This window comes from Kribbella sp. VKM Ac-2568, from assembly GCF_004345365.1.
Lineage (GTDB): Bacteria > Actinomycetota > Actinomycetes > Propionibacteriales > Kribbellaceae > Kribbella > Kribbella orskensis.
In genome coordinates, this window is the sequence record NZ_SLVF01000002.1 from 66,688 (window position 1) to 91,791 (window position 25,104).

A 25,104-nucleotide genomic window follows, 5' to 3' on the forward strand; every position below is an offset into this window, starting at 1 on the left:
GCCGGGTCGAGGCCGAGGGTGCGCGGCAGTTCGATGTGGCTACGGCCGTTGCCCTTGAGGTTGCCTACAGCAACCAGGCCCGGTCTGCAGAGGTCACGACTAACGGGGTGCCGTCGCTGCTGATCCGAGCAGAGCCCAGCCAGTATGTTTCCGCCGAAAGGGCGACCGAGCTGGAGGCCTGCGGCTTCACCGTGAGGTCGATCGAAGGTGCCGGACACAGTGTCTGGTACGGACACTTCGAGGAGTTCATGGCCGCGCTCGACCCAACAACTGACAGCAACGGTTAGGCTCCACCACTATGTCCGACCTGATTCCCCTCACCAAGGGTGCGCACGGCTTTGGTGGACGTAGCGATTCCGCGTCATGAAGGACGGGTCTGGGAGGTCTACCAAGCCACCATTCTTGGGTGCACTCGTCTGGCTGCTCCCCGCGGCGACCTTGTACTGGGTACTGGCAGGCACGGGGGTGGGGAACGGCGACATCCTCCGCTACTCGGCCTACTTCGCGGGCTGTGTGGTGCTGCCGGGAGTGCTGCTGCTGCGAGCTTTCGCGCCGGGGCGGCGGACCTGGCCGGAGGACGTGGGCACCGGCATCGTCGTGGGGCTCTCCTACGAGCTGCTGGGGTGGGCCCTGTTCACGGCCGCTGGGACACAGCAGTGGTTGGTGGTGTGGCCTGCGGCGGTCCTGGTCGTCTTTGCCGCGGTACCGCGGTTACGGCGCTGCTGGCGGGCGCAGGACGCGCCGCGGCTGCCACTCGCCTGGGGCGCCACGCTTGCGCTCCTGCTGTCGGCGACGCTGCTGCTGTACTACGGGGGCACGGTCAGCGCCTCGCCGGTCCCGAAGTACGGCGGCGACTACTACCAGGACATGCTCTGGCACCTGAGCATCGTGCACGAGCTGGGCCGCTCCGTCCCGCCGGAGATTCCGCAGGTGGCGGGCGAGACGATGCAGTACCACTGGTTCGCCGACGCACACCTGGCGTCGGCCGCACAGATCGCCGGGATCGACCCCCGAATCGTGCTGTTCAGGCTGTGGTTCGCCCCGATCATCATCGGGCTCGTCCTCGCGGTGGCTGCACTCGCACGCCAGGTCAGCGGTGCCTGGTGGACCGCCCCGCTCGCGGTCGCCCTGACGACGATCGTCCAGCGGCTCGCGATCTGGAAGTTCGTCGGCGGCCTCGGGGCCTCACCACTCGTGTTCCTGAGCCCGTCCCAGTCCTTCGGGACGACGATCAGCGTCGGAGCCGCGGCACTGCTGATCGGCGCCCTGTACCGCGGTGCCCCGCGACGGTCCTGGGTGATCGTGCTGCTGGTCGTCTGCGTATCCGCCGGCTCCAAGCCCACCGCTGTGCCGCTGCTGCTCGGCGGAACCGGTCTGGCGGCGCTGTTCCTGCTGGTACGGAACAGGCGCATCCCCTGGCCGACCGTCGGCGTCGGCGTCGCACTGGTCGGTGTGACGGTGGCGTCGATGCTGACTGTGGCGGGCAGTACCGCGGGGACTCCGCTGCGCCTGTTCGGGGCCTTGCGGGCCTTCCCGGGATACACCGCTCTGACCGGTGACACCGCCGTTCCGGCGCCGGGTGGATGGATCGTCGAAGGGCTCCGCGACGACCAGCAGACGCTGACCTGGGCGATCGCGATCCTGGTGTCCGTCGTGGTGAGCAGGGCGGTGTGGGTCGTGGCGTTCCTGGGTCTGGCACAGCGCCGGACCCGTACCGATCCGGCGCAGTGGTGGCTGGTCGGCACGCTCATCGCCGCCATGCTCGGATTCCTGGTCGTCGACCATCCGGGCTTTGGCCAGTTCTACTTCCTCGGCAGCGCGCTGCCCTTCGCCGCCGTCGCCGCGGGCTACACGATCCACGGCGCGGTCACCGGACGTCGCCGCCCGGCCCGCCGGGTGATCATCGCCGGTGGCCTGCTGGCCGGTGCGGCGCTCGCTCTGGCGATCAAGGCGTTCGGCAACATCGACGCCCGGCCTGTCTCCCCGGCGGAGATCACGCGGGCGGTAACCGAGCCGATGCTGTGGCTTGCGGCGACGCTCGCGGTCGGGCTGGTCGGTTGGTTCGTCCTTCGCGCCGTCCGTCCCCAGGTCCGTGGCCTCGGCCTGGCCCTGCTGATGTGCGTCGCGGTCGGCCTCGCCCTGCCCAGCCGGCCCTGGTTGGAGTGGCGCAATGCGGCGGACGCGCTCACCGGGGAGGCCCCGCAGATCCCGGTCCCGGCGGTGCCGCTGTTCACCACGGACGAGATCCAGGCCGCGCTGTGGCTGGAGCGCAACGCGGGAGGGTACGACGTGGTCGTGACGAACACCGCCTGCCTGTCGCGACCACGTCGTCCGGCCTGTGACGCGCGTGGCTACCTGGTGAGCGGTGTCGGCGGTCACCGAACGCTGATGGAAGGCTGGGCCTACACGCAGCAATCGCTGGCCAACCAAGGCGGGACGAACGTCAACTACAGGCAGCTGCCGTCGCCCTGGCCCGACCGGGTGGAGCTGACGACGAAGGCACTCACGGCGCCGACGCCTGACCTGCTGGAGACCCTGCGCCGCGACTACGGTGTCCGTTGGGTCTTCGCGGACAAGCGGGCCGGCACGGTCGCCGAGCGCACGCTCGACCGGCTCGCCGACCGGCGGTACACCCGAGGGCAAATCATCATCTATAAGCTCAGGGACTGAACGAGTTCGTTGACTTAGCGTGTCCAGACACTGAAGCATGGTCCATCCCCGACCGAGGAGATACCCAATGGAGGGCCTGAAAAGCGTTCTCAGGCATGTGCCCGCCTACGTCCTGCTGCAGCGCATCGTCGGCGCCGACCGCTTGCGCTACCGCTGCATAGAGGAGATCCGGCCGGGTGAAACCGTCCTGGACGTCGGCTGCGGCCCTGCGTACTACTTCCCGCGGCTGCCCCAGCCGGTGAAATACCACGGGTTCGACACGGATGCGCCGTACATCGACTGGGCCGAGCAGCGCTTCGGCGGTGAGAACGCCAGCTTCCATTGCGGCATCTTCGACGAAGCCGCTGCACGGGCGCTGCCGCAGATCGACGTGGTGCTGCTGCTCGGGCTGCTGCATCACATGTCGGACGAGCAGTGCACAGAGCTGCTCAACCTGTCCGCGAGCGTGCTGAGTCCGGGCGGCCGGGTGATCAGCCTCGACACCTGCTTCGAGCCGACCCAGGGCCGGATCTCGCGGTGGATGTCGGAGAACGACCGCGGCGAGTATGTCCGGGAGCCGGCGGCGTTCGAGAAGCTCGCTCTGCAGTCGTTCGGCCAGGTCGAAGGCAAGGTCGTCAACGATGCCACCCATATTCCAGCGAGCTACTGGATGATGACGATGACGGCGCCGACCGGATCCTGGGCCGAATAAGGCCCTGGCCTCTCAGTGCCGGAAGGGCGGCCGCGCCGAGTGACGGGTGGGTCTGGTCAGGCCTCGAGCTTGATGAACGTCGCCTTGGGGACGTGTTCGTAGCGTTCGGGCATGCAGGTCAGGATGATCACCTGACCGTGGTCGCCGGCGCGGCCGAGGAGGGCGCCCATGTCGCGCAGGCGGCCCTTGTCGGACCACCCGAGGGCGTCGTCGAAGATCACCGGCACGCTGCTGTCACCGGTGCTCACCAGGTGGCTGATCGCGAGCCGGGTGATGATCGCCAACTGCTCATGCGCGCCGGTGGACAACGCCTCCACGCGCAGCCGGGCGCCGTCCAGTTCCCGCTCGGCAACAGCCAGATCGTCGTCCAGCCAGACCCGGAAGCTCGGCCCGTAGACGCTCCGCCCGAGCGCCTCGATCCTGTTCTGCAACGGCTCGGAGTATTTCGTCTGCGCCTCGGCCCGGTGACGCCCGAGCGTCTCGTAGACCCGCCTGGCAGCATCGGCCCGCCGCTTCAGGGACTCGTGCTCGGCCCGGATCGCGGCCAGGTCCAGCTCGGCGGAGTCCCGCCGGGTCGCAAGCCCGTCCCGTCCTGACTGCTCCAGCCGGCCCTCGGTCGTCCGCAGCGAGTCGCGCAGGACATCCCGCTCCCCCTGCAGCCGGGTCGCCACCGCCAGCGCGTCGGCCAACTCGCCGGCGACCTCGTCGGCCCCGACAGCATCCACCTGCTCCTGAACAGCCGTCAGCTCATCGAGCACTGACTCGACCTCTGCAGTCGCCTCGACCTCAGCGCTGTCGACGTCTTCGTCAGCCAGCACCGCCCGAGCGGCCTCCAGGGCCTCGACGGCAGCGGTCAGCCGCTCCCCCGCCAACTCGGCCCGCGCCCTCGCCTGCTGTGCCTCCGAGCGATCCTCGTCAGCCGCCTTGCGCGCCTGGGCCGCCGCGAACTCCGCGTCCGCGAGCAGCCGCTCCACCTCGGCCAGCTCGGACCGGGCGTCCTCCTGTCGGCGCTGCGCGACCGCGAGCTCGCCGACATCCATCGGCGCCGGTACCTCGAAGTCCTCGAAATCGAAGGCGTTCTCGTCCGGCTCGAACTGCTCGAACAGCGACATCTGCCCCGGCACGGCTTCGACCGCGGGCTGCTTGCTCTCGCGCTCCTCGGCCGGCTCCTCGCCCTCGACGATCCCGAGCCGCGCCGCCAGCAAAGCGATCCGCTCCGCCGGGTCGCCGCCCGCCGTCAGGGAGCGCTCGGTACGCCGGGCCTCCTGCAACTCGGCCGACGCCAGATCTCCCTTGCGCAACAACTCCCGCGCTGCCGGCAGATCCTTGACCCGCGCCTTCTTGAGCAGGTCCTTCTCGCGCCGGACCGCCTCGTCCACCAGAGCTCGCAGGGTCGCGGCCTCACCGCCGGCGCGGACCTTGACCTCCACCTGCCCCGGTACGCCGACCACCAGCTCACCAGACACCAGAAGCTCGATCTCGCCGTCTTCCGCGAGAGAGCCCGGCACCTTCTTCCCCGAACCCGCGTCCAGCCCGGTGCCCGACAACTCGACCGCCTCGGCACCGACCCGCCGTACCAGGACTTCCGGTACTCCGGCGGCGAGTGCGGCGCGGGCCTCGACCACCTTGGCGCGGGCGTCCTCCAGCTCGGCGACGATCGCGTCGTCGACCTTGATGCCGTCGAGCACGGTGCCTGCCGCCGCGATGCGAGCCCGTACGTCGACCAGCTCCGCCTGCTGACCCGTCAACCGATCGAGCTCGGCGCGATCCATCAGCAGCGAGACGAGTCGCTCCGCATCCTGGACCTGCGCGCGCCGCTCGTCCTTCAGCTCGACGACCTCGGCCAGCGCAGCTTCCGCCGCGTGCACGGTTTCCGCGGCCTTGCGCGCGACTGTCTCGGAATCGGTACGTCGCTCGGCCAATTCCGCATCGGCCTTGGTGAACCGCTCGACGTCGGCGAGCAGGCGTTCCCGTTCTAGGCGCGTGCGGGTGTGGTTCTCCAGCCGGGCGCGGGCGGTCTCCGCGCGGCTCCGGATCGAGTCCCGGCGGAGCAGGATCTCGTCAGTCGCCTTCTTGCGTTCGCGCAGGTCCTCGACCGACTTGAGGTGATCGCCGAGCCGGCTCGACAGGTCGTCCAGATCGAGGGCGAGACGCTCGGCCCGGCGGATGTCCGCGACCACCTCGTCCATCGCCTTCAACGCCTGCTCGGCGGCGAGCTCGGCCGTCGCCACCACGGCAGCGGACTTCGCGTACTCGCCGTGCGGGCGACCCCCTCGGGTCCAGTAGCGGAGGTACTCGTGCTCCACCGCGGTCACCAGGGGCATGGAGGCGCCGTCGACCGGCGTCCCGGATTCTGCTGTTACCGCGGTGATCAGGGGCTCCGCGTCGGCCGGCGTCGGCAGCACCAGGGACTGCCCTTGGCCGACCATCAACGTCTGCCAGAGCACGGGATCGACATTCTCGGCGAACAGCCGCTCGGCCTCGTTGTGCGCCTCGCGGCCGGTCCAGGTCTGGCGCCGGCCGTCCGAGTCGACGATGGACAGCTCGGTGGACCGGTTCTTCAGCCAGCGCTTGGTGTAGGCGAGCTCCCGACCGCCCAGCGTGAGCTCGACGGTCACCTCGGGGGCGACGTCCTGGCCGACCGGCTGGATGTCGCGGATCCGGGTCGACTTCGAGTCGTCCGGGAAGTCGAAGACCAGCGCGAACGCCTCGACCAGGCTGGACTTGCCGACCTCGTTGTCGCCGACCACCACGGTGGTCCCGATCGCGGGCAGGTCGACGGTACGGTCCTTGACGCCACGGAAGTTCCGCAGCGTCAGACTGTGCAGCCTCATCCCGCGTCCCGCGCCAGTCTGTGCATCAAGGTGAGGGCCGCGCCGGCACCCTCGTCACCGCCGGCCAGCGCCTGGCGCAACTCCTCCATCGCCGCCCGCGCAGGCCCGCTCAACTGCAACGCGTCCAGGTCGGCCGCGTCGGGAGCGGGCCGGACCGTCCAGAACTTGGCCCATCGCTCGACACTCGCGAAGACCTCGCCCTGCGCGTCGACCATCGCGTCGAGCCGGCTCAGCAACGGCAACGGCAACGACCCGTCCGCGGCCAGCCGGACGTAGGTCCGCTCCTTCTCCGGGAGCTCGGCGAACCAGTCCTCCAACGCCGTCAGCGACTCCTCGTCGTACAGCTCCGCGTGGTGCTCGACCATGTGCCAGGCGCCGACGCGAATCGATTCCACCTCGATCTCCTCGGCCGTCAGTGTCACCTTCAGCACGTTGCCCGGATGGGTCTCCTCGGGTGCGGTGACCTCCTGCGTCCCCGAGAACCAGATCCGGTCCGTCACCTCGGTGGTGGAATGCCGGTCGCCCAGCCCGATGTAGTGCAGCCGCCCGTCGGTCACCGCCGCCTCGAGAGACGTCTGGTCGATGGTCGGTACGTCGGACATCCCGCCGCTGAGGCTGGTCAGCTGCCCGTGCGCGAGCAGGATCCGCTTCGTTCCGGCCGGGGCCGGCGCGAGATCGGCGTACCCGGGGGCAGCGGGGTCGGACACCGGTCGCCGCGAGCGCCACGGGGCGCCGACGATCTCGACGCCCGGCACGATCTCCCGCGGCAGCGTGTCGGTCACGACCTTCACGTGCTCGGGCGCGTGGCCGAGCCACTGCGACGACGTCCAGAGCGAGCCCGGCTCGAGCGCGTCGTGGTTGCCCGGCAGCAGCACCACCGGTACCTCGATCCGCTTGAGCGCCTCACAGGCCCGCAGGATCGTTTGCCGCTCCACCTGGTTGTGCTCGAACACGTCCCCGGTCACCACCACGAAGGCCGCGCTGGTCTGCTTCGCCACCTCGCCGATCCGCATGACGGCGTCCAGTCGCGCCTGGGCCCACCGGGCCTGACCGTCCGGTCCCAGGAACCGGCGCATCATGCCCAGCTGCCAGTCGGAACTGTGCAGGAAGGTGATCGAGTCGTTCATCGCGGTGAGAACGCTAACCCGCCCCGCCGACAACCACCCAACCAACACACCCACAACCCCCGGGATGCCCGCCATCCGAACACTTTTTCGGACTCCCTGCGGTGAAATGCGGTTGAGGGTGAACCGCACGGCGGCAAGGATCGCGGGTATGGACCTCACTCTCGAGACCGCGCGGCTGGTACTGCGGCGGTTCACCGCGGGGGATGTCGAGGTGCTGGTGGAGCTGGATTCCGATCTCGAGGTGATGCGGTACCTGACCGGTCAGCCGACGCCCCGCGACGAGATCGAGCAGAAGGTGCTGCCGGGCATCCTCGCGACGTACGACACGCATCCCGGGCGCGGCACCTTCGCGGCACATGAGAAGTCGAGCGGCGCCTTCATCGGGTGGTTCGGGCTGCAACCGACGGGCGAGCAGCGTGTGGCAGGCGTCGGGTACCGGCTGAAGCGGTCTGCCTGGGGCAAGGGCTACGCGACCGAGGGCACTCGCGCATTGATCGACAAGGCCTTCACCGACCTCGACATCGAGCGGGTCGTCGCCGACACGATGGCCGTCAACACCAAGTCCCGGCGGGTGATGGTGAAGTCGGGGCTGCGGTTCGTCCGCGTCTTCCACGTGCACTTCGACGACCCTCTCCCCGGCACGGAGCACGGCGAGGTCGAGTACGCAGTCGACCGCGCGACCTGGGAGTCGACCGTGCGAGCTGGACCGCGCGACCTGGAAGGCGGCCTCCTGAGATGATGCGGTGTGCCTGACGACCAACGCCCGTACGCCGTGCTGGACATCGACGCGACCTTGTCCGACACCAGTCAGCGGGTCCACTTCCTGCAGAAGCGACCGAAGGACTGGGGCTCGTTCTTCGCGCACGCCAAGGACGACGCGGTGCTCGACGAGGGCCTGGCGGTCGCGACCACGCTGGCCGCGGACCACGAGATCGTCTACCTGAGCGGGCGGCCCGAGCGGCTGCGGCGGGACACCGTGAAGTGGTTCGAGGACAACGGCTTCCCCGAGGGCAAGTTGCTGATGCGCGGCAACAACGACCGCCGCCCCTCGGCCGTGATGAAGCTGGCCCGGTTGAGGACGCTCGCACAGGAGCGGCGGATCGCAGTACTGGTGGATGACGACGTCAAGGTCTGCGACGCGGCCGAGAAGGCCGGGTACACGGTGATGAGGGCGGACTGGGGACTCGATGCCGAGACCCAGCCCACCCTCTTCGAGGCCCAGGAGTCCGAGGGCCGCACCTGACCGGTCCTGCGTGCTCCGGTCCTGCGTGCTCCGGTACTGCGTGCTCCGGTACTGCGTGGTCCGGGCGGGACGTGCGCCGACGACCCGCCCGGGTGACTACTTGCTGAGGCCGAGGATCAGCGTGTTCGGGTACGGCGGGTAGGGCGGCAGGTAGAAGTTCTGCACCTTCGAGCCGTGCAGGAACGCGTTGCGCGCGTAGATCAGCGGCACCACCGGCGAGTCGGTCATGATCTGCTTGTCCAGCGCGGCCCACAGACCCGCCGCCTTGGTTCGGTCGGACTCGCCTGTCGCCGTCGCGATCGCGGCGTCCACCTCCGGGTTGGAGTAGCGCGACAGGTTGAACCCGCCGTTGCCGATCTCCGAGGACGCGAACAGCGGCTGGATGTTGCCGATCGCGCTCGGGAAGTCCGGCAGCCAGGGCGACACCGTCAGGTCGTAGTCACCCTTCGGCCCGGTGATCAGGTCGGTCAGCGCCTCCGCCTCGAGCGGCTTGATGGTGACGTTGATGCCGGCTCGCTTGAGACCCTGCTGGATCGCCTGCGCGACGCCGAGACCGCTCTCGTTGTCGGCCACCAGCAGCAGGTTGAGGTTGCTCACCCCGGCCGCCGCGAGCATCGACTTCGCCTTCGCCGGGTCACCCTGCGGCGGCGCCGGGAACATGTCGAACTTGGAGAAGCCCGGGATACCGGGGGTGATCAGCGTGGTGGCCAGCTCACCGCCGAACTCCGGACCGCCCTCGGCGACCTGGACCGCCTGCTTGTCGACGGCGTACTGGATCGCCTTGCGGACCTCGGGGTTGGCCAGCGCCGGGCGCTTGTTGTTCATCGCGAGGTACTGCAGCGCGCCGGACGGCGAGGTGGCCACCCGGGCCTTCACCGCCGGGTTGCCGGTGACCGTCGGGATCAGCGCGGCCGGGACCGACGTACCGGTGGTGGCGGAGAACTTGTCGTCGCCGGCGTCGGCGATCAGCCGCTGGTTGATCACGTCGCCCTGCAGGCCCATGTCGAGCACGATCGAGTCCGGCAGGCCGGTCCGCGCCGGATCGGTCGCCTTGTCCCAGGACGGGTTGCGCTCCAGCTCGAGCTTCGAGCCCGGCGAGTAGGTCTTCACCTGGTAGGGGCCGCTGGCAACGGGCTTCTCGCCGTAGTGCGCCGGGTCGGTGTCGGCCTTCTTCGGCACCGGCGAGAAGGCCGGCATGCTGACGATCCACGGCCAGTCGCCGAACGGCTTGTTCAGCTTGAAGACGATGGTGGACTCGTCCGGCGTCTCGATCGAGGGCAGCTCGCCGCCCTTGTACGGACCGGTGTACTTCTCGGCGCCGGCCAGCAGCGACTTGTGGTAGCCGAGGCCGCCGGACAGCTCGGGCGCGAAGGACCGCTCCACACCGTACTTGATGTCGGCGGCGACGATCGGCGAGCCGTCGGCGTACTTCAGACCGGGCTTGAGCTTGTACGTCCAGGTCTTGCCGCCGTCGGTCACCTGGCCGGTGTCGGTGGCCAGGTCCGGGACCAGCTCGGCCGCCTTGTCCGGCGAGGTCTTCCACGAGGTCAGGCCGCGCAGCACCAGGTGGATCGTGCTGGTGCCGAGGTTCTGGCTCTTCGCCGGGTCGAGGCTGATCTCCTTGCTCGTGCTGAGCAGGTGCAGTACGCCGCCGGCCTCGGCGGAAGAGGTGGTGCCGCCACCGGGGGTGGCTGTCTTGTCGTTGGCGTTGCAGGCAGTGATCGCCAGCAACAGTGCGGCCGCGACCGCGACCGCTCGGGTGGTGCGCTTCATGGTGTCCTCTCAGACAGTGGGGGGCTCGAGAGATCCGCGGGTGATTCCGGGAAGTAGCAGGCGACCCGGTGCTCGCCACCTGCGACGGGTTCCAGCACCGGCCGGACCGTCGCGCAGACGTCCTCGGCCTTGTAGCACCGGGTGCGGAACGGGCATCCGGAGGGCGGATCGATGGGCGTCGGCACGTCGCCGGTCAGCACGATCCGGTCGCGCTTGGCGCCCGGCTCAGGCACCGGTACGGCGGACAGCAGCGCGCGCGTGTACGGATGGGCGGGAGCCGAGTACACCTCGGCCGCCGGGCCCTCCTCCACGATCGTGCCGAGGTACATCACGGCGAGGCGGTTGGCGACCTGACGGACCACTGCGAGGTCGTGCGCGACCAGCACGTATGACAGCCCGAGGTCGTCGCGCAGATCGGCGAGCAGGTTCAGCACCTGCGCCTGGACGGAGACGTCGAGGGCGGACACCGGCTCGTCGCAGACCAGCAGGTCGGGCTTCACGGCCAGCGCGCGGGCGATCCCGATCCGCTGCCGCTGGCCACCCGAGAACTCGTGCGGATAGCGCTCCAGGTGTTCCTCGGACAGGCCGACCTGCCGGAGCAGTTCGACCAGTTGCGCGCGGGTCGGGCGGATCCCCTGGGCCCGGAACGGCGTGGTCAGGATGGTGCCGACGGACTGCCTTGGGTTCAACGATGCCTGCGGGTCCTGGAAGACCATCTGGATCTTGCGGCGGACCGGCCGGAGCTTGCGACCGCGGACCCGGGTGACGTCCTGGCCGCCGATCTCGACCGTGCCGGCCGTCGGGTCCAGGAGCCGCGTCGCCACCCTGGCCAACGTGGATTTGCCCGAGCCTGACTCACCGACCAGCCCGACGGTCTCGCCCCGGCGTACGACGAAATTCACACCGTCCACCGCCTTGACGGCACCGGCTTTGCGCCACGGTGCGCCGCGCAGACCGAAGTACTTCTTCACGTCCTTGAGGTGGAGCAGTTCGTCCGTGCTCACAGCATCACCTCCGGTCGGCGACCGAGGTGGCAGGCGGCTTCGTGGTACCCCTCGCCGGGGCGCGGAGTCAGCTCCGGGCGCTCGGTGATGCAGCGCTCTCCGACCAGGTGGGCGTACGCGCAGCGCGGCTGGAACGGGCAGCCGGTGGTGATCGAGCCGGGCGAGGGCGGACTTCCCGGGATCGTGGCGAGCCTGGGCCGCGGCGGCAAGTCCACCCGCGGCATCGCGCCGAGCAACCCGAGGCTGTACGGATGAGCCGCGCGGTGGAACAGGTCCTTCACGGAACCACGCTCGGCCGCACGCCCGGCGTACATGACCAGTACGTCGTCCGCGACCTCGGCGACCACTCCGAGATCGTGCGAGATCAGCACCAGAGCGGTCCCGAACTCCGCCTGCACGTCCTCCAGCAGCCGCATGATCTGGGCCTGCACGGTGACGTCGAGCGCGGTCGTCGGCTCGTCGGCGATCAGCACCTTCGGGTCGTTCACCAAAGCCATAGCAATCACGACCCGCTGCCGCATTCCCCCGGAGAACTCGTGCGGGTACGCCTTGGCGCGCTGCTCCGCGGACGGGATGCCGACCAGGTCGAGCATCCGCACCGCGCGCTTGAGCGCCTCCTTCTTGGAGACGTCGTGGTGCAGGCGGTACGCCTCGGCGACCTGCCAGCCGACCGAGTAGTACGGGTTGAGCGCCGAGAGCGCGTCCTGGAAGACCAGCGCGATGTCGTTGCCGCGGATCCTGCGGAGCTCCTCGCTCGACAGGCCGATCAGTTCGCGGCCGTCGAGCAGCACCTCGCCCGTCACCTCGGCGTTGGGCGGCAGCAGGCCCATCACCGCGGCCGAACTGACACTCTTGCCGGAGCCGGACTCGCCGACGATCGCGAGCGTCTTGCCCGGTGCGACGGAGAAGTCGATCCCGGAGACGGCCGGGACCAGCCCGCCCTCGGTCTTGAAGGTGACGTGCAGATCGGCGACCTCGAGAACGGGTCTTGGCGATCCGTTGTAGTGGGTGGCGCCTTGGTTGTTCGCGGTCTGGTCAGGCATGGCCCACCCTCGGGTCGAGCACACCGTGCACCACGTCCACCACCAGATTCGCGAGGATCACCAGGAAGGCCGAGAACAGCGTCACGCCGACCACCACCGCCACGTCCAGCTGACCGACGGCGCTGATCAGCAACTCGCCCAGGCCCTGCATGCTGAACACCTTCTCCGTCAGGATCGCACCGCCCAGCAGGGCGCCGAGATCCAGGCCGAAGATGGTCACGATCGGTACCAGCACGCCGCGCAGTCCGTGGACCGCCACCACCCGGCGCTCGCCCGCGCCTTTGGCCCGGGCGGTGGTGATGTGGTCGAGGTTCATCTCCTCGAGCATCTGCGCCCGGGTCAGCCGGATGTACGCCGCGGCCTGGATCGTGGCCAGCACCAACCACGGGGTGATCAGGTGCCAGGCCCAGTCGACCGGGCTCTCGGTCAGCGGCACGTACCCGTTGACCGGGACCATGTTGAGCCAGAACCCGAACACCAAGATCGCCAGCAGCCCGAGCAGGAACGACGGGGTCGCGATGCCGATGAGCGCGAACCCGACGGCCAGCCGGTCGAAGAGCTTGCCGCGTTTGAGCGCCGCGCCGACACCGAGCGTGACCCCGAGAAGCAGCCACAGCACCGCGGCCCCGATCGCGATGGACAGGGTGACAGGGAGCCGGTCGACGATCAGGGTGGTGACGGGACGAGCCAGCGGGAAGGAGTACCCGAAGCAGGGCGCGTTGCACTGGACCGCCGCGGCTCCCTCGCCGAAGGTCCGGCCTGCGAAGATCCCCTTCAGGAAGGCGAGGTACTGCTGGATCACGCTCTGGTCGAGTTGCATGAAGTGCCGCGCCTGCTCCAGCCGGTCCGGAGTACAGGGCTTGCCACAGGCCAGTCTCGCCGGGTCGGCCGGGAGCGCGTAGAAGATCAGATAGACGGCGAGGCTGAGCGCGAGCATGACCAGCACGGTCGCGAACAGCCTGCGGAGTACGAACCACAGCAGGTCGGGCATCAGTTGGCCCTCCGCAGCCGTACGTCGAAGGCATCGCGGACGCCGTCGCCGAGCAGGGTGAAGCCGAGCACCGCCAGGAAGAGCATGATGCCCGGGAAGACCATGAACCACGGGTCTGTGCCGGTGTAGACCCACACGATCGAGTCGGAGATCGAGCGGCCGAGACTCGGTGTCGGCGGTGGCACCCCGACACCCAGGAACGACAGCGCCGCCTCGGCGCCGATGTACCCCGGGATCGCCATCGTCGCGATCACCAGCACCGGGCCGAGCAGGTTCGGCAGCAGTTCACGGGTGATCACGTGCCAGCCGCTGGACCCGACCGACCGCGCCGCCTCGACGAACTCCCTGGTGGCCAGCGACCTGGCCTGCCCCCGGATCAGCCGCGCGAGGCCGGCCCAGCCGAACACGCTCAGCACCAGGATCAGCAGCAACCAGCGCGGGAACTCCGCCGGCACGATGATGCCCAGGGCAATCATGAAGACGAGTTGCGGGAACCCGAAGAGGAAGTCGAGCAGCCGGGACACCACCCCGTCGTACCAGCCGCCGAAGTACGCGGCACTGATCCCGACCAGCGTGCCGACCACCGTGGTGATCAAAGTGGCGACGATCGCGATCGCCAGCGACGTCCGCAGGCCGAGCACCACGATCGAGAACAGGTCCCGGCCGGTCAGCGGCTCCACCCCGAACCAGTGGTCCGCACTGACCCCGCCGAGCGCACCCTTCGGCGCTCCGCCCTTGGCCGGATCGAGCAGATCGATGTGGTAGGTATAGGGATCCTGGCCGGACAGCTTGACCAGCAACGGCGCGGCAACCGCGATCACGATCAACGCGGCCACCAGCCACGCGCCGAACCGGGCGCTGCGATCCCGGCGGACCCGGCGCAGGGCCTGCCGGGTCGGTGAGACGGCCGCGACGACCGAGGAACTCACGAGCACTCCTGACAACGATGGACTCGACTCCAGCCGAATGACGGTAGGCCAGAGTCTCCCACCATCCAGGTCCCATCTTGAATGATGAGAAAGTCACTCATTCCAGTGGGGTTTAGGTGTACTCCGTCGCCACTCCCACCCACCGCCCGGCCGCTCCTCCTCCGTCGTCGCTTACACCAGCTGGGGATCCGCATGCGTGATCACCTTGGGCAGGGCAATCACCATTTGATTCGTCGAGCGACCGGCAGAACCTTGAGAGGATCCGTGCCCAGGACAGCCGCTATCCAGGTGTCGGCGAAGCTCTGTGTGCGGTTGTAGCTGCACCTGGATCGTCGCGTCCGCCCGGGACACCACAGGCTGCGGGTGACGACCGCGATGGATGAGCCACCGCCGAGGGGCGGGAGCCACAGAGACCAGCCCCACGCGCGAACTCTGCAGGAACAGAACACCTGCTGCTGTCGGCGCGGCGCAGGAGCCGCGTCCGGGGTAGGCGACATCGACGGAGAGCGGCGCGGGCCCACAGGGCCCCAGCCCGGCAATACACGAGCACCCAGGGCGCCATATCCACGCGGAATCCACGCGGTGCTGGCCAGACCGGCGCAGATGCTCCGCGGCCGAGTCCGGACGCTCGGAAACGTGGCCGGCTGAATGTGTCGCCGTCGCCCAAAATGCTGGGAGCTCCGCACGCCTGCTCGGAGCTCCGCAAGCAACAGGCTCCAGGCAGGTGCCCCCAATAGCAGGCCGAGTATCGCCCGCCGATCGCGAAGGCTGCCGACGCCGAGCCCTGATGCTGACGGCGAGCGGACAACTGCGGTGGCACCATGCTGCCGCCGCGAACCGCGGGCACCGTGCTGCCGCCGCGAACCGCGGGCACCGTGCTGCCGCCGCGAACCGCGGGCACCGTGCTGCCGCCGCGAACCGCGGGCACCGTGCTGCCGCCGCGAACCGCGGGCACCGTGCTGCCGCTGCTGCGAAACTGCGTGGCACGGCGCTGCGCCGCGAACTGCGTGGCACGATGCCGCCGCTGCGAACCGCGTGGCACGGTGCTGCCGCCGCACTGTGCCACTGCAGCGCGAGCCCGTTCCGTAGGTCGACTGCGCACCCGCACCTCCACCTGCGGCAATTTGCAGCACCTACTGTCGCGCCACAGCCGCCTCGCCGGCGCGGCGGAGCGCGGTCGGTGATCTCCGCTGCCGCGACGGCGGCGCGCCCACCAGCCGGAGCCCTCCGGCCCGGAGTCACTCCCGCTGGGGGGCGCCTGCGACGGCTCGGCAGTTCAGTGCGGTTGCCAGCGAGGTCCTCACTGGGGTGGACAGACGAATCGTTGGCGGAATGCTGGTCCGTCCTCGGAAGGTAAGGACAGATCGTTCCACGGGCGGTGTCCGTCCTCCCGGAAGGTCGGTCCAGGTCGTTCCATGGGTCGAACCGTGTGGCAGTGTCCTCCGCGGTGACCCGCGCTGGATTACCACCCCCAACCTCGAGCGCCGGGGCTGGATCACCGACCCCCGACCTCAAGCCGGACGCCTCGATCATCCAGGTGGCCGCGTCCGAGATCTCGCTCGTCGGCAGTGCGCCCCTCCCGGTCATCGGTCGTGGTCGGTACCGAGTTGTTGGCATGGTGCAGTGCCCTGTGACCTGGGGCCGGGTCCTCGGTGGACGAGTGTGTTTGGCGGAGCCTGGGCGGTTCCGTGTCTGTCCACGGGTCGAACTGCGCGACTGCGCCATCCACGGCGGCTCCCGGCGGGTTGCCGGCGTGCTGCAGCGCCCGCTGACCTGGGGGCGGGTCGTCGGGTGGAGGGGTGTGGTTGCTGGAGCTTGGGTCGGGCGGGTCGGGATCTGCCCAGGGGTCGAACTGTGCCACCGCGGTGTTCCCGGTCCCGGTGCATGCCGGGTCGTGGGTGCGGTTCCGGACAGGGCCGGGCGACGCCGCAGCTCCGCTGTAGCTGCTGGTGGGGGTGCGGTAGCGGGTTCGGGTGGTGGTGGGGTTTGGTTCGGCCCAGGCGGGTCGGGCGACGGTGACCGTGCCGCCGTGGTGGAGGGTGATGGTCCAGTGGCCGTGGTGGGTGTCGATGTGGTGGCGGCGGCAGAGCAGGACCAGGTTGGTCAGGGCGGTGGGGCCGTTGTCGATCCAGGAGATCAGGTGGTGGGCGTCGCAGAAGATCGGCGGGGCCTTGCACACGACGCAGCCCTTGTCGCGGGCGTTCAGGGCGCGGCGCATGGCGCGGTTGACGAAGCGCTGGGCCATGGCGACGTCGAGCGGCTCGGAGTTCGCGCCGAGCACGATCGGGATGATCTGCGCCTCGCACGCCAACCGCCGGACCGCGCCCGCGGACAACCCTTCACCGTGCACCAGCGTCCCGACCGCATGGGCACCGGCGTCGGTCAGGTCTTTCAGGTCGATGGTGACCGTGACGTGTGCCTTCGGGCCGTACCCGGCCACCGCCGCAGCACGACTCGTGGCGGTGCCTCGGCCGGCGGTACCGGTCTCGGCGGCGCGCCCGGCGGCAGGTGCCTCGCCGGGACTGGTCGGGAGCTCGGCGGTCCCGGGCGCGCTGCCCGAGTCGGATGCTCCGGCCGTGTCAGCCGTGTCAGCCGTGTCAGCTGGGCCAGCTGCGGTGGCGGTGGTGATGGCGTTGGAGGCGACGTTGAGGACGTCGGTGAGGGCGTCGGCGCGGCGCTTGTCCGGTGAGCGCGGGTCCAGTTCACCGGTGACGGTCTTACGGGGCTTGGCACCGGACAGGATCAGGGACTGGAACAGTTCGGCGTTCTCGTTGGCCAGGTAGCCGCTGAACTTGACACCCCGGTCGGCGGGCCGCAGCCGCAACTCCTCCCGGGCGTGGGCCTTGTCCTCTTCCGGTGCCGGCCCGTCGGCGTCCAGCAGGTCGCGGACCCGGCGGGCCGCCTTGCGCAGTTCCGACGGACAGAAATGGCGGCCTAGGGCGACGAGTTGTTGTTCGGCCACGGCCAGGTCCTCGACCGCGACGGTCTTGGGCACGTTCTCCAGTTCGGACACGATCGCCGCGGCCTGCGCCGGAGACAACACCACTGCATCGGCTCCGGCCTCCACGCCCGGCTCACCACCCGGCTCGCCACCCGGGTCGCTGGCCGGGTCGCCGCCCGGGTCGCTGGCCGGCTCGTCGTCGTTGGCGTCTGCCGGGTCCCCGACGCCGGTGGCTGGCAGGGCGTTGGTGACGGCGGGGTACTTGCGCAGCGCCTTGGCCAGGGCCAGGTCGCGCTTGATCACGCCCGGGTCGAGGCGGTGCCGGAACGCCAGGAGGCGGGCGGTGTCGCCGGCGCCGAGGGTGGCGGCGTGACCAGAGGCGTCGTAGGCGGCCAGAACCTGCAGACGGTAGGTCTGCAACCGGGAGATCTCAGCCTGCAGGGCGTCGAGAGCCGCCAGCTGCTCGCTGTCACTCATCGACCACACCGGCCGCTCACCCAGAATCTCCATACCCCAGACCCTAGATGGCGGCTCGGACAGTTTCTGGTCCGGAAGGCCCTTATTTACAAGGGATTCCGAAGGTTGGCCGGAATTGTGCCGACACTCCGGATACAGACGAGTTGTCCACAACCCGACGCGAGCTGTGGACCTGGCGGGGACTGTGATGGGACGAATGAGTGCCAGAGCAGGACCTATGAATGTGTCAGGCACAAGCGGAAGCGAGGTGGACAAGGCTGGAAGGAGGCGAAGGCCGCTGGCGACGCGGACGGACGGCGCAGCAGGCGGCTCGAGACAGCGGGGCAGCAGTAGCGGGTGCGAGCCCACGGGTGCCGGAGGCGATCCGGATGTGAGGTGGAGATGAGTGGCGGGCGGGTGATCGGAGCGAGGGAGTCGCCCTGCCCCACCCCACCGGGCAGCCCGAAAGGGCCTCGAGCGGACCCGTGCCGAGGACTCCGCCCATCCACGCCTCGGTGAAGCTATGGATGTAGTTGGAGCCGCACACGGATGATCGCGAGCACCCGGGGACACCCGCGGCTGCGGGTGACGAGTGGCGACGCAGGAGCGACGTGGACACCCACCCCGGCGATAGGTGGAGGTCGGGGCGGAGCGCCTGTTCTGTTGGGGGCGACGTAGGAGCGGCGGGGGGTTACTCGGCGTCGATTAGTTCCCAGTGGCGGCGCTTGGGGAGTAGGCGGGTGGCTAGGAGGGCGGCTGCGGCGCCGAGGAGGACGCCGGGGATGATCCAGCGCCAGCCGGTGAGGGCTCCTTGTTCGGCTTTGACGGTGCCGGCGGGGGCGGCAGCGGGCTGGTCGACGGTGGCGGGTTGCTCGACCACCACCGGGCCGGACGGGTCGGTCTGGGGAGGGCCGGTGGGGCCGCCGCCCCAGCCGTTGTGATTGGGGTCCTTGTCCAGGAGTCCGAGGGAGCCGAGGACCTCGGTCAGGCGGGCGCCGTTGACCGAGCGGTGCCAGACCGGCTTTGCGTCCAGACCCTGGCCCGACATCCCCTTGTCCTCGGTGGTCGCGATCCACGGGCCGCCCGGCGCGTCCGGGTAGATGATGTCGAGGCGCCAGACCGACATGTCGTGGATCAGCCAGGTCGCCCGGATGAAGCCGCCGATCGATCGATCGTCACCGCCGGTCTCCGCGTTGGAGGGCACTCCCACGTCCAGCAGTTGCTGCAACTCGTTGTACTTCGGGTCCTCGTAGCCGGTGGCAACGACCTTGCCGATGCCCGGCGCGCTCAGCAGCACGCTCGTCGGCCCGCCGGCGTCGGCCGGCACGACTCCCACAGCCGCCGTCACCAGTACGGCGACGCCAAGCAGGACGGTACGGCGTACCCACGAGCGCATGTCAGTCTCCTTCATTCGACTGTCACTGGTACACCGCCGACGCGCCACGGGTTCCACACGAAGAACAGCTACCTGACAGCCGACACCGCGATCGCCGTCGCCCGCGCCTTGTCCGACAACCCCTCCAGCCGGAAGGTCAGCCCCTCGTACACCCACACCAAGGTAGGCCCGGCCACCCGCACGCGGACCTCGTTCCCGGCTTCGTCGTCCAGCACCAGCTCGTGCGGCGTGCTGAACCAGTAGCCGTCCACCACCTGCACGAACTCGAGATCCTGGTAGTACTTCTTGATGTACATCGGCGACAGCTGCGCCTTGAACTGCTCCAGCCGCACCACCCCGTCAGCGGTCTGCCAGCTCATCGCCACCATCCCCTTCGAGGCATCGACCATCGCCGGAGTCCCCAGCGCCTTGGGAACGATCGGCACGAAGCCGGCCCGGTCAGCCGCCTGCTGCAAGGTCAACTCACCCGCAGCGACAGGAGGTTCCGGCGCACTCGTAGGCCCGGTACCGACCGGCTGAGCCTGCACTCCCCCGATGTTGAGCCACTCGGCCACCGCAGCACGCACCGGCGGCGCAATGAGCGCCCCAGCGAGCAGAACCGCCAGCAGAGCCAGCAGCGCCCGCCACCGGCTCCGAACCACCTCAGCGAACGTACGACGTACAGGAGGCTCGGCAATCCGCTCCAGCACAGCAGCGGCCAGCCCGTCAGCAACAGGAGGTACTGCGGCGGTGCGCCCGAGCGCGCGGAGTTCGTCTGCCAGCTGCTCGTCGGTCATCGCTGCACCTCCTTGTCGGGTAGTTGGGTCCGCAGGCGTCCCAGTGCGCGGTGGAGCCGCGACTTCACCGTGCCGCGCGGCCAGCCGAGCACCGTCGCCGTCTCCTGCTCGTCCAGGTCCAGCAGGTAGCGGCACGTCACTACCAGCCGGTACTGCTCGGGCAGAGCCTTCAGCGCTTCCAACAGCTCGTCGCGGCGCTCGGTGGACAGAGCGTGGTCAGCCGGGTCCAGCACGAACTCCGGGAGTACGGACAGCTCCTCCCGGCGCGACCGGCGACTCCGCGACCGCACCAGGTTGCGCGTCTCGTTCGCGACGATGCGCAACAACCACGGACGGAAGGCGGAGCCGCTGCGGAAACTCCCGAGCGCGCGATACGCCTTGACGAAGGACTCCTGCACGACGTCGTCCGCCTCGGACCCAGCCCCGAGCAGTACCGCCGTACGTTTCGCCACCGGGGCATGACGGAGCACCAGCTCTCCGTACGCGGTGGAGTCCCCACCACGCACCCGAGCCAGGATCGCCGGTTCGTCGACCTCGCTGATTCCGCCTCCTGTCCGATCCGCTCATTGTCTCTACACCGCCGGTCACCGATCGGTTCCATCTCGTCGCTCACCCGCTGGGCCGATGTCATAAGGTCGGCAACGTGCCCGAAGTCGATGCGTCATTCCTCGCCCTGCCCCGCCACGAACTGGCCTCCGCCGCGCTGCAACGGGCGAAGGATCTCGGCGCCACGTTCGCCGAGTTCCGGCTGGAGCGGATCCGGTCGGAGTCCATCTCGCTGCGCGACGGCGTACTCGAGAGCGCCAGCGACGACGAGGACCTCGGTCTCGCCGTCCGGGTGATCCACGACGGCACCTGGGGGTTCGCCGCCGGGGTCGCGCTGTCGACCGACGAGGCCGTCCGGATCGCCGAGCAGGCCGTGCACCTCGCGCAGGTCTCGCGGCCGATCAACTCGGAGCCGATCGAGCTCGCCGACGAGCCCGTGTACGACGACGTCACCTGGGTCTCGGAGTACGAGATCGACCCGCTCAGTCTGCCGCGGGCCGAGAAGGTCGCTCTGCTCACCGACTACAGCAACCGCCTGCTCCAGGCAGAGGGCGTCTCACACGTCACGGCGCACGTCACGTCGGTGAACGAGTGCAAGTTCTACGCGAACTCCGAAGGCACCTCCACCACGCAGCAGCGCGTGCGGATCGGCCCTGATATCCAGGCGATCGCGGTGGACGCCGAGACCGGCCGCTTCGACTCGATGGCCAGTTGCGTCCCACCGGCCGGCCGCGGCTGGGAGTACATGACCGGTACCGGCTGGAACTGGGACGAGGAACTCGCCCAGATCCCCGGCTGGCTCGCGGAGAAGATGGCCGCGCCGAGCGTCGAGGCGGGCGCCTACGACCTGGTGATCGACCCGACCAACCTCTGGCTCACCATCCACGAGTCGATCGGCCACGCCACCGAGCTCGACCGCGCACTCGGTTACGAGGCCAACTACGCCGGCACCAGCTTCGCGACCCTCGACAAGCTCAACACCCTGAAGTACGGCTCGCCGGTCATGCACGTCACCGGCGACCGCATCGCCGAGCACGGCCTCTCGACCGTCGGGTACGACGACGAGGGTGTCGCCGGGCAGCAGTGGGACCTGGTCAAGGACGGCATCCTCGTCGGCTACCAGGTGGACCGCCGGATGGCGAAGGTGAACGAGGGCGTGCTCGGCACCAGCCGCTCCAACGGCTGCGCGTACGCCGACTCGGCCGGGCACATCCCGATCCAGCGAATGGCGAATGTGTCCCTGCAGCCGGTGCCAGACGGTCCCTCCACCGAGGAATTGATCGCCAAGGTGAAGAACGGCATTTACATCGTCGGCGACAAATCCTGGTCGATCGACATGCAGCGGTACAACTTCCAGTTCACCGGTCAGCGGTTCTACAAGATCACCGACGGCAAGCTCGACGGGCAACTGCGCGACGTCGCGTATCAGGCGACGACGACCGACTTCTGGGGGTCGATGGAGGCCGTCGGCGGACCGCAGACCTACGTCCTCGGAGGCGCGCTCAACTGCGGCAAAGCCCAGCCCGCCCAGTCCGGCGCCGTCACCCACGGTTGCCCGTCCGCGCTGTTCCGCGGCGTCCGCATTCTCAACACCACGCAGGAGGCCGGCCGGTGACGACCGTCATTCAGCTCACCCCGCAGGACACCATCGAGCGGGCCCTCGACCTGGCCGCCGCCGAGGGGGCCGACGGCTGCGTGGTCCTCGTCGCCGAGACCTCGAGCGCGAACCTGCGCTGGGCCAACAACACCCTCACCACGAACGGCGCGATGCGCGGCTCGAGCGTCACCGTGATCGCGACGGTCGGCGCGGGCGAGGGAACCGCTGCCGGAGTCGCCGGGCGCTCGTCGGCCACGGAGGCCGAGTTGCGCGACCTCGTCTCGGCAGCGGTCGCCGCCGCCCGCGCCGCCGGGCCGGCCGAGGACGCCCGCCCGCTGGTCGACGGCACCGTCAGCCCCGGCTGGGACGAGGAGCCCGACGAGACCTCGGTCAATGTCTACGAGAAATTCGCCCCCGCACTCGGTGAAGCGCTCTCCCGGGCCGGCAAGGAGAACCGCTGGCTCTACGGCTTCGCCGACCACGAAGTCATCACCCTGTACGTCGGGTCGTCGACGGGCCTGCGGTTGCGTCAAAGCCTGCCTCGGGGATTCGTGACGGCCACCGGCAAGTCGGGTGACCTCAGCCAGTCGGCCTGGGTGGGAGCCGCCACCCGCGACTTCAGCGACATCGACCCGCTCGCGATCGACGCGGAGCTCACCCGGCGGCTCGGCTGGGCCACTCGCACCATTGCGGTGGATGCCGGACGGCACCCCACGGTGCTCACCCCCGCCGCCGTGGCGGATCTCGCGACGTACGTCTATTGGCGGCTCGAAGGACGCGACGCCTATGAAGGGCGCAGCGTCTTCTCGAAGCCTTCGGGCGGGACCCGGATCGGTGACGTGCTGTCGCCGCACCCGGTCGGCCTCCGGTCCGACCCGCGCCTCGCAGGGCTGGAGAGCTTCCCGTTCGCGGTGGCGCGGTCGTCTGGTGGATCGTCGAGCGTCTTCGACAACGGGCTCACGCTGAGCGCGACGGATTGGATCCGCGGCGGCAAGCTCGAGAACCTGATGCAGAGCCGGTTCACGGCCGATCTCACGGGTGCGCCCGCGGTGACTCCGCCGATCGGCAACTACGTGCTGTCGGTGGACGGCGCGACCGGTTCTGTGGACGACCTGGTGGCCGGGCTCGACCGCGGCCTGCTGGTGACCTGCCTCTGGTACATCCGCGTGGTGGAACCGCAGACGCTGCTGCTCACCGGCCTGACCCGCGACGGGGTCTACCTGGTGGAGAACGGCGAGGTGACGGGCGCCGTGAACAACTTCCGCTTCAACGAGAGCCCGGTCGACCTGCTCGCCCGCTTCACCGCGGCCGGGGCCACCGTGCCGTCCTTCTCGCGCGAGTGGGGCGACGAGTTCTCCCGTACGGCGACGCCACCGCTGCTGGTGCCCGACTTCAACATGTCCAGCGTCAGCCAGGCCAACTGACCCTGGCTGGACGTGCAACGTCCCGCGGACCGGCGTCTCTCACCAAGTCCGCGGGACGTTCCGACATCGGGATCAGACGGTCGGGTAACCCGGCTCCGGCGGGTTGTACCCACCCGGGCCGCCGAAGCGCTCGGCCGCCTTCGGGTCCGGGCCGTACTGGTTGTCCCCGGCAACGCCCTCCTGGGCGGCGAAGACGATGTAGATGATCCACCCGACACAGGGGATCAGATTGATCAGCAGCCACCAGCCGCTACGACCGGTGTCGTGCATCCGCCGGACGCCGACAGCGATCGACGGGATCAGCACCGCCAGGCCGTAGATCGAGTTCAGCACACCCTGGTTGGCCGCGCCGTAGGTCGTCCCGATGATGTTGTCGATGATGCTCAGGATGATGCCGATGATCGCGTTGATCAGCACGAACATCCAGAACTCTTTGCGCCGAGCGCGACCGCTGAACTCGGCGTACTTCTTGATGACGTCCATGTACCACTGCATTGGTGTTTCTCCGATGGTCGAAGGTGAGACGCGGACCGAGCCTGTCGGAACCGGACGGAGGAGTCAATGCAACTTTTCGCTTTGGTGACCACACCGCAACACGGCACGCCGTAGCTGGACCGGACTTCAGCTCACCGGGTGCGGTTTCGCCTGGGTCACTCGCCACATTGTATGCGGGTCCTCGGTGTAGGCGTCGGCGCCGCGCAGTTCCCAGCGGTCGGCGAGTTCGTGCACCAGGTCGAGATCGAAGAACCGGCCGGCGAAGCCGTCCTTCGCATACAACCCGTCGCCGATAGCGCTGCATTTCCCGTAACCCCGGTCCTCGGTGGACCAGACTGTGTACACGAACAGCCCACCCGGCCGCAGTACCCGGCGGATCTCGTTCACCAGCGAACGCAGCTCCGCCCGGGAGAAGGCCATGTTCAGCAGGACATTCGCGTACACCGCGCCGACAGTAGCGTCCGCGGGGGGCAATGGATCCCGGACGTCGTGCAGCGCCGCCGTCACCCGGTCGTCCAGGCCGTCACGCTGCGCGTCCAGGCGGAGCTGGTGCAGGGCCGCCTCGCTGAAATCCGTGGCGTGCACGCTGAATCCCTGCCGGGCAAGGTAGAGCGCATCTCGCCCCTGGCCGGCGCCGAGTTCCAGCACGTCATCGATGCCTGCGGCACCGAACAGCTCGGCGGTCCAGCGGGCCGCTGTCGAGGGTTCCGGCCCGTGCAGGCTCGGATTCTGCTCGTAGGCCGTCTGCCATCGCTCTTGCTGAGCCCTTGCGAGCTCGACGTATCCAGTCTTCATCCTGCTCCCCGTGTTCGCCTCGCCGGTCTGGACGACCGGCAGACCCGCAGCAGCCTACGCGACGATTTGAGTAGACGTACTCAGGCGGCAGCTCGTTCCTCCTTCGATAGTGAAAGGGACCCTGAGGAGGACGAAGGATGAACGCCGACTCACCCACCTTCCGTTGCCCCGCCTGCCAGACCCTGCTCCATCTCGCCGTCGACCTCGACGCCACACCATCCCCTTCACCTCCTCTGCAGGCTTCACCTGCCCCACCTCCGGTCGCGCCGCATCCGCTCGTACGCCCGGGTCCGGTCGCGACCCCGCGTCCGGTGACGGTGCCCACTGCTTACCCTCCGCCACCAAGCCCGGCTCCTCCTTTGGCATCGCCGGG

The 25,104-nt window shown here is 69.3% G+C and carries 19 protein-coding genes; 6 read left to right on the plus strand and 13 right to left on the minus strand.

Annotation, left to right across the window (positions count from 1 at the left end):
- Positions 1-402 precede the first annotated feature (402 nt).
- Both EV648_RS04210 and EV648_RS04215 read left to right on the plus strand, forming a co-directional pair.
- Positions 403-2,670 (plus strand): hypothetical protein, encoded by a 2,268-nt coding sequence (locus tag EV648_RS04210; RefSeq protein ID WP_132285205.1) that lies wholly within the window; start codon positions 403-405, stop codon positions 2,668-2,670.
- Between the two features lie 67 nt (positions 2,671-2,737).
- A complete protein-coding gene (locus EV648_RS04215; RefSeq protein WP_158293895.1) occupies positions 2,738-3,361 on the plus strand; it encodes a class I SAM-dependent methyltransferase in 624 nt (207 codons plus the stop codon).
- A gap of 56 nt (positions 3,362-3,417) precedes the next feature.
- On the opposite strand, the gene EV648_RS04220 is transcribed toward EV648_RS04215, so the two are convergent.
- Together EV648_RS04220 and EV648_RS04225 are read right to left on the minus strand one after the other, a co-directional pair.
- On the minus strand, positions 3,418-6,195 hold the full coding sequence (locus EV648_RS04220; protein ID WP_132285209.1) for an AAA family ATPase: 2,778 nt from the start codon (positions 6,193-6,195) through the stop codon (positions 3,418-3,420).
- Positions 6,192-7,322: a metallophosphoesterase gene (locus EV648_RS04225; RefSeq protein WP_132285211.1), complete on the minus strand. Its 1,131-nt coding sequence runs from the start codon at positions 7,320-7,322 to the stop codon at positions 6,192-6,194. Before EV648_RS04225 ends, EV648_RS04220 begins: the two co-directional genes overlap by 4 nt.
- Before the next feature lie 148 nt (positions 7,323-7,470).
- Between EV648_RS04225 and EV648_RS04230 the strand changes: the two genes are divergently transcribed.
- On the plus strand, positions 7,471-8,061 hold the full coding sequence (locus EV648_RS04230) for a GNAT family N-acetyltransferase (protein ID WP_132285213.1): 591 nt from the start codon (positions 7,471-7,473) through the stop codon (positions 8,059-8,061).
- Between the two features lie 6 nt (positions 8,062-8,067).
- On the plus strand, positions 8,068-8,565 hold the full coding sequence (locus EV648_RS04235) for an HAD family acid phosphatase (RefSeq protein WP_132285215.1): 498 nt from the start codon (positions 8,068-8,070) through the stop codon (positions 8,563-8,565).
- A 96-nt stretch (positions 8,566-8,661) separates the two neighbouring features.
- Here EV648_RS04235 and EV648_RS04240 read toward each other — a convergent pair whose 3' ends face one another.
- The 9 genes from EV648_RS04240 to EV648_RS04285 form a co-directional block, all read right to left on the minus strand.
- Positions 8,662-10,338, minus strand: coding sequence for an ABC transporter substrate-binding protein (locus EV648_RS04240; protein ID WP_132285217.1), 1,677 nt, complete (start codon positions 10,336-10,338; stop codon positions 8,662-8,664).
- Positions 10,335-11,342: an ABC transporter ATP-binding protein gene (locus EV648_RS04245; protein WP_132285219.1), complete on the minus strand. Its 1,008-nt coding sequence runs from the start codon at positions 11,340-11,342 to the stop codon at positions 10,335-10,337. Before EV648_RS04245 ends, EV648_RS04240 begins: the two co-directional genes overlap by 4 nt.
- On the minus strand, positions 11,339-12,385 hold the full coding sequence (locus EV648_RS04250) for an ABC transporter ATP-binding protein (protein ID WP_132285221.1): 1,047 nt from the start codon (positions 12,383-12,385) through the stop codon (positions 11,339-11,341). The genes EV648_RS04245 and EV648_RS04250 overlap by 4 nt, the downstream gene beginning before the upstream one ends.
- Complete coding sequence (locus tag EV648_RS04255) at positions 12,378-13,376, minus strand: ABC transporter permease (RefSeq protein ID WP_132285223.1); 999 nt, start codon at positions 13,374-13,376, stop codon at positions 12,378-12,380. The genes EV648_RS04250 and EV648_RS04255 overlap by 8 nt, the downstream gene beginning before the upstream one ends.
- The gene (locus EV648_RS04260) at positions 13,376-14,305 is read right to left on the minus strand and encodes an ABC transporter permease (protein WP_132285225.1); all 930 of its coding nucleotides are present in this window, start codon (positions 14,303-14,305) and stop codon (positions 13,376-13,378) included. Before EV648_RS04260 ends, EV648_RS04255 begins: the two co-directional genes overlap by 1 nt.
- Before the next feature lie 1,495 nt (positions 14,306-15,800).
- A complete protein-coding gene (locus EV648_RS04270; protein ID WP_241994878.1) occupies positions 15,801-17,756 on the minus strand; it encodes an HNH endonuclease signature motif containing protein in 1,956 nt (651 codons plus the stop codon).
- A gap of 637 nt (positions 17,757-18,393) precedes the next feature.
- The gene (locus EV648_RS04275) at positions 18,394-19,098 is read right to left on the minus strand and encodes a hypothetical protein (protein WP_132285229.1); all 705 of its coding nucleotides are present in this window, start codon (positions 19,096-19,098) and stop codon (positions 18,394-18,396) included.
- Between the two features lie 68 nt (positions 19,099-19,166).
- A complete protein-coding gene (locus EV648_RS04280; protein ID WP_132285231.1) occupies positions 19,167-19,874 on the minus strand; it encodes a hypothetical protein in 708 nt (235 codons plus the stop codon).
- Complete coding sequence (locus EV648_RS04285; RefSeq protein WP_241994879.1) at positions 19,871-20,380, minus strand: RNA polymerase sigma factor; 510 nt, start codon at positions 20,378-20,380, stop codon at positions 19,871-19,873. The genes EV648_RS04280 and EV648_RS04285 overlap by 4 nt, the downstream gene beginning before the upstream one ends.
- A gap of 137 nt (positions 20,381-20,517) precedes the next feature.
- Here EV648_RS04285 and EV648_RS04290 point away from each other — a divergent pair, with 137 nt between their 5' ends.
- Together EV648_RS04290 and EV648_RS04295 are read left to right on the plus strand one after the other, a co-directional pair.
- Positions 20,518-22,035 (plus strand): TldD/PmbA family protein, encoded by a 1,518-nt coding sequence (locus EV648_RS04290; protein WP_132285235.1) that lies wholly within the window; start codon positions 20,518-20,520, stop codon positions 22,033-22,035.
- Positions 22,032-23,441 (plus strand): metallopeptidase TldD-related protein, encoded by a 1,410-nt coding sequence (locus tag EV648_RS04295; RefSeq protein WP_132285237.1) that lies wholly within the window; start codon positions 22,032-22,034, stop codon positions 23,439-23,441. The genes EV648_RS04290 and EV648_RS04295 overlap by 4 nt, the downstream gene beginning before the upstream one ends.
- Before the next feature lie 72 nt (positions 23,442-23,513).
- On the opposite strand, the gene EV648_RS04300 is transcribed toward EV648_RS04295, so the two are convergent.
- A complete protein-coding gene (locus EV648_RS04300) occupies positions 23,514-23,936 on the minus strand; it encodes a DUF805 domain-containing protein (RefSeq protein WP_132285239.1) in 423 nt (140 codons plus the stop codon).
- A gap of 126 nt (positions 23,937-24,062) precedes the next feature.
- Entirely contained in the window at positions 24,063-24,731 is a 669-nt protein-coding gene (locus EV648_RS04305) for a class I SAM-dependent methyltransferase (protein WP_132285241.1), read from the minus strand.
- Between the last annotated feature and the right edge of the window lie 373 nt (positions 24,732-25,104).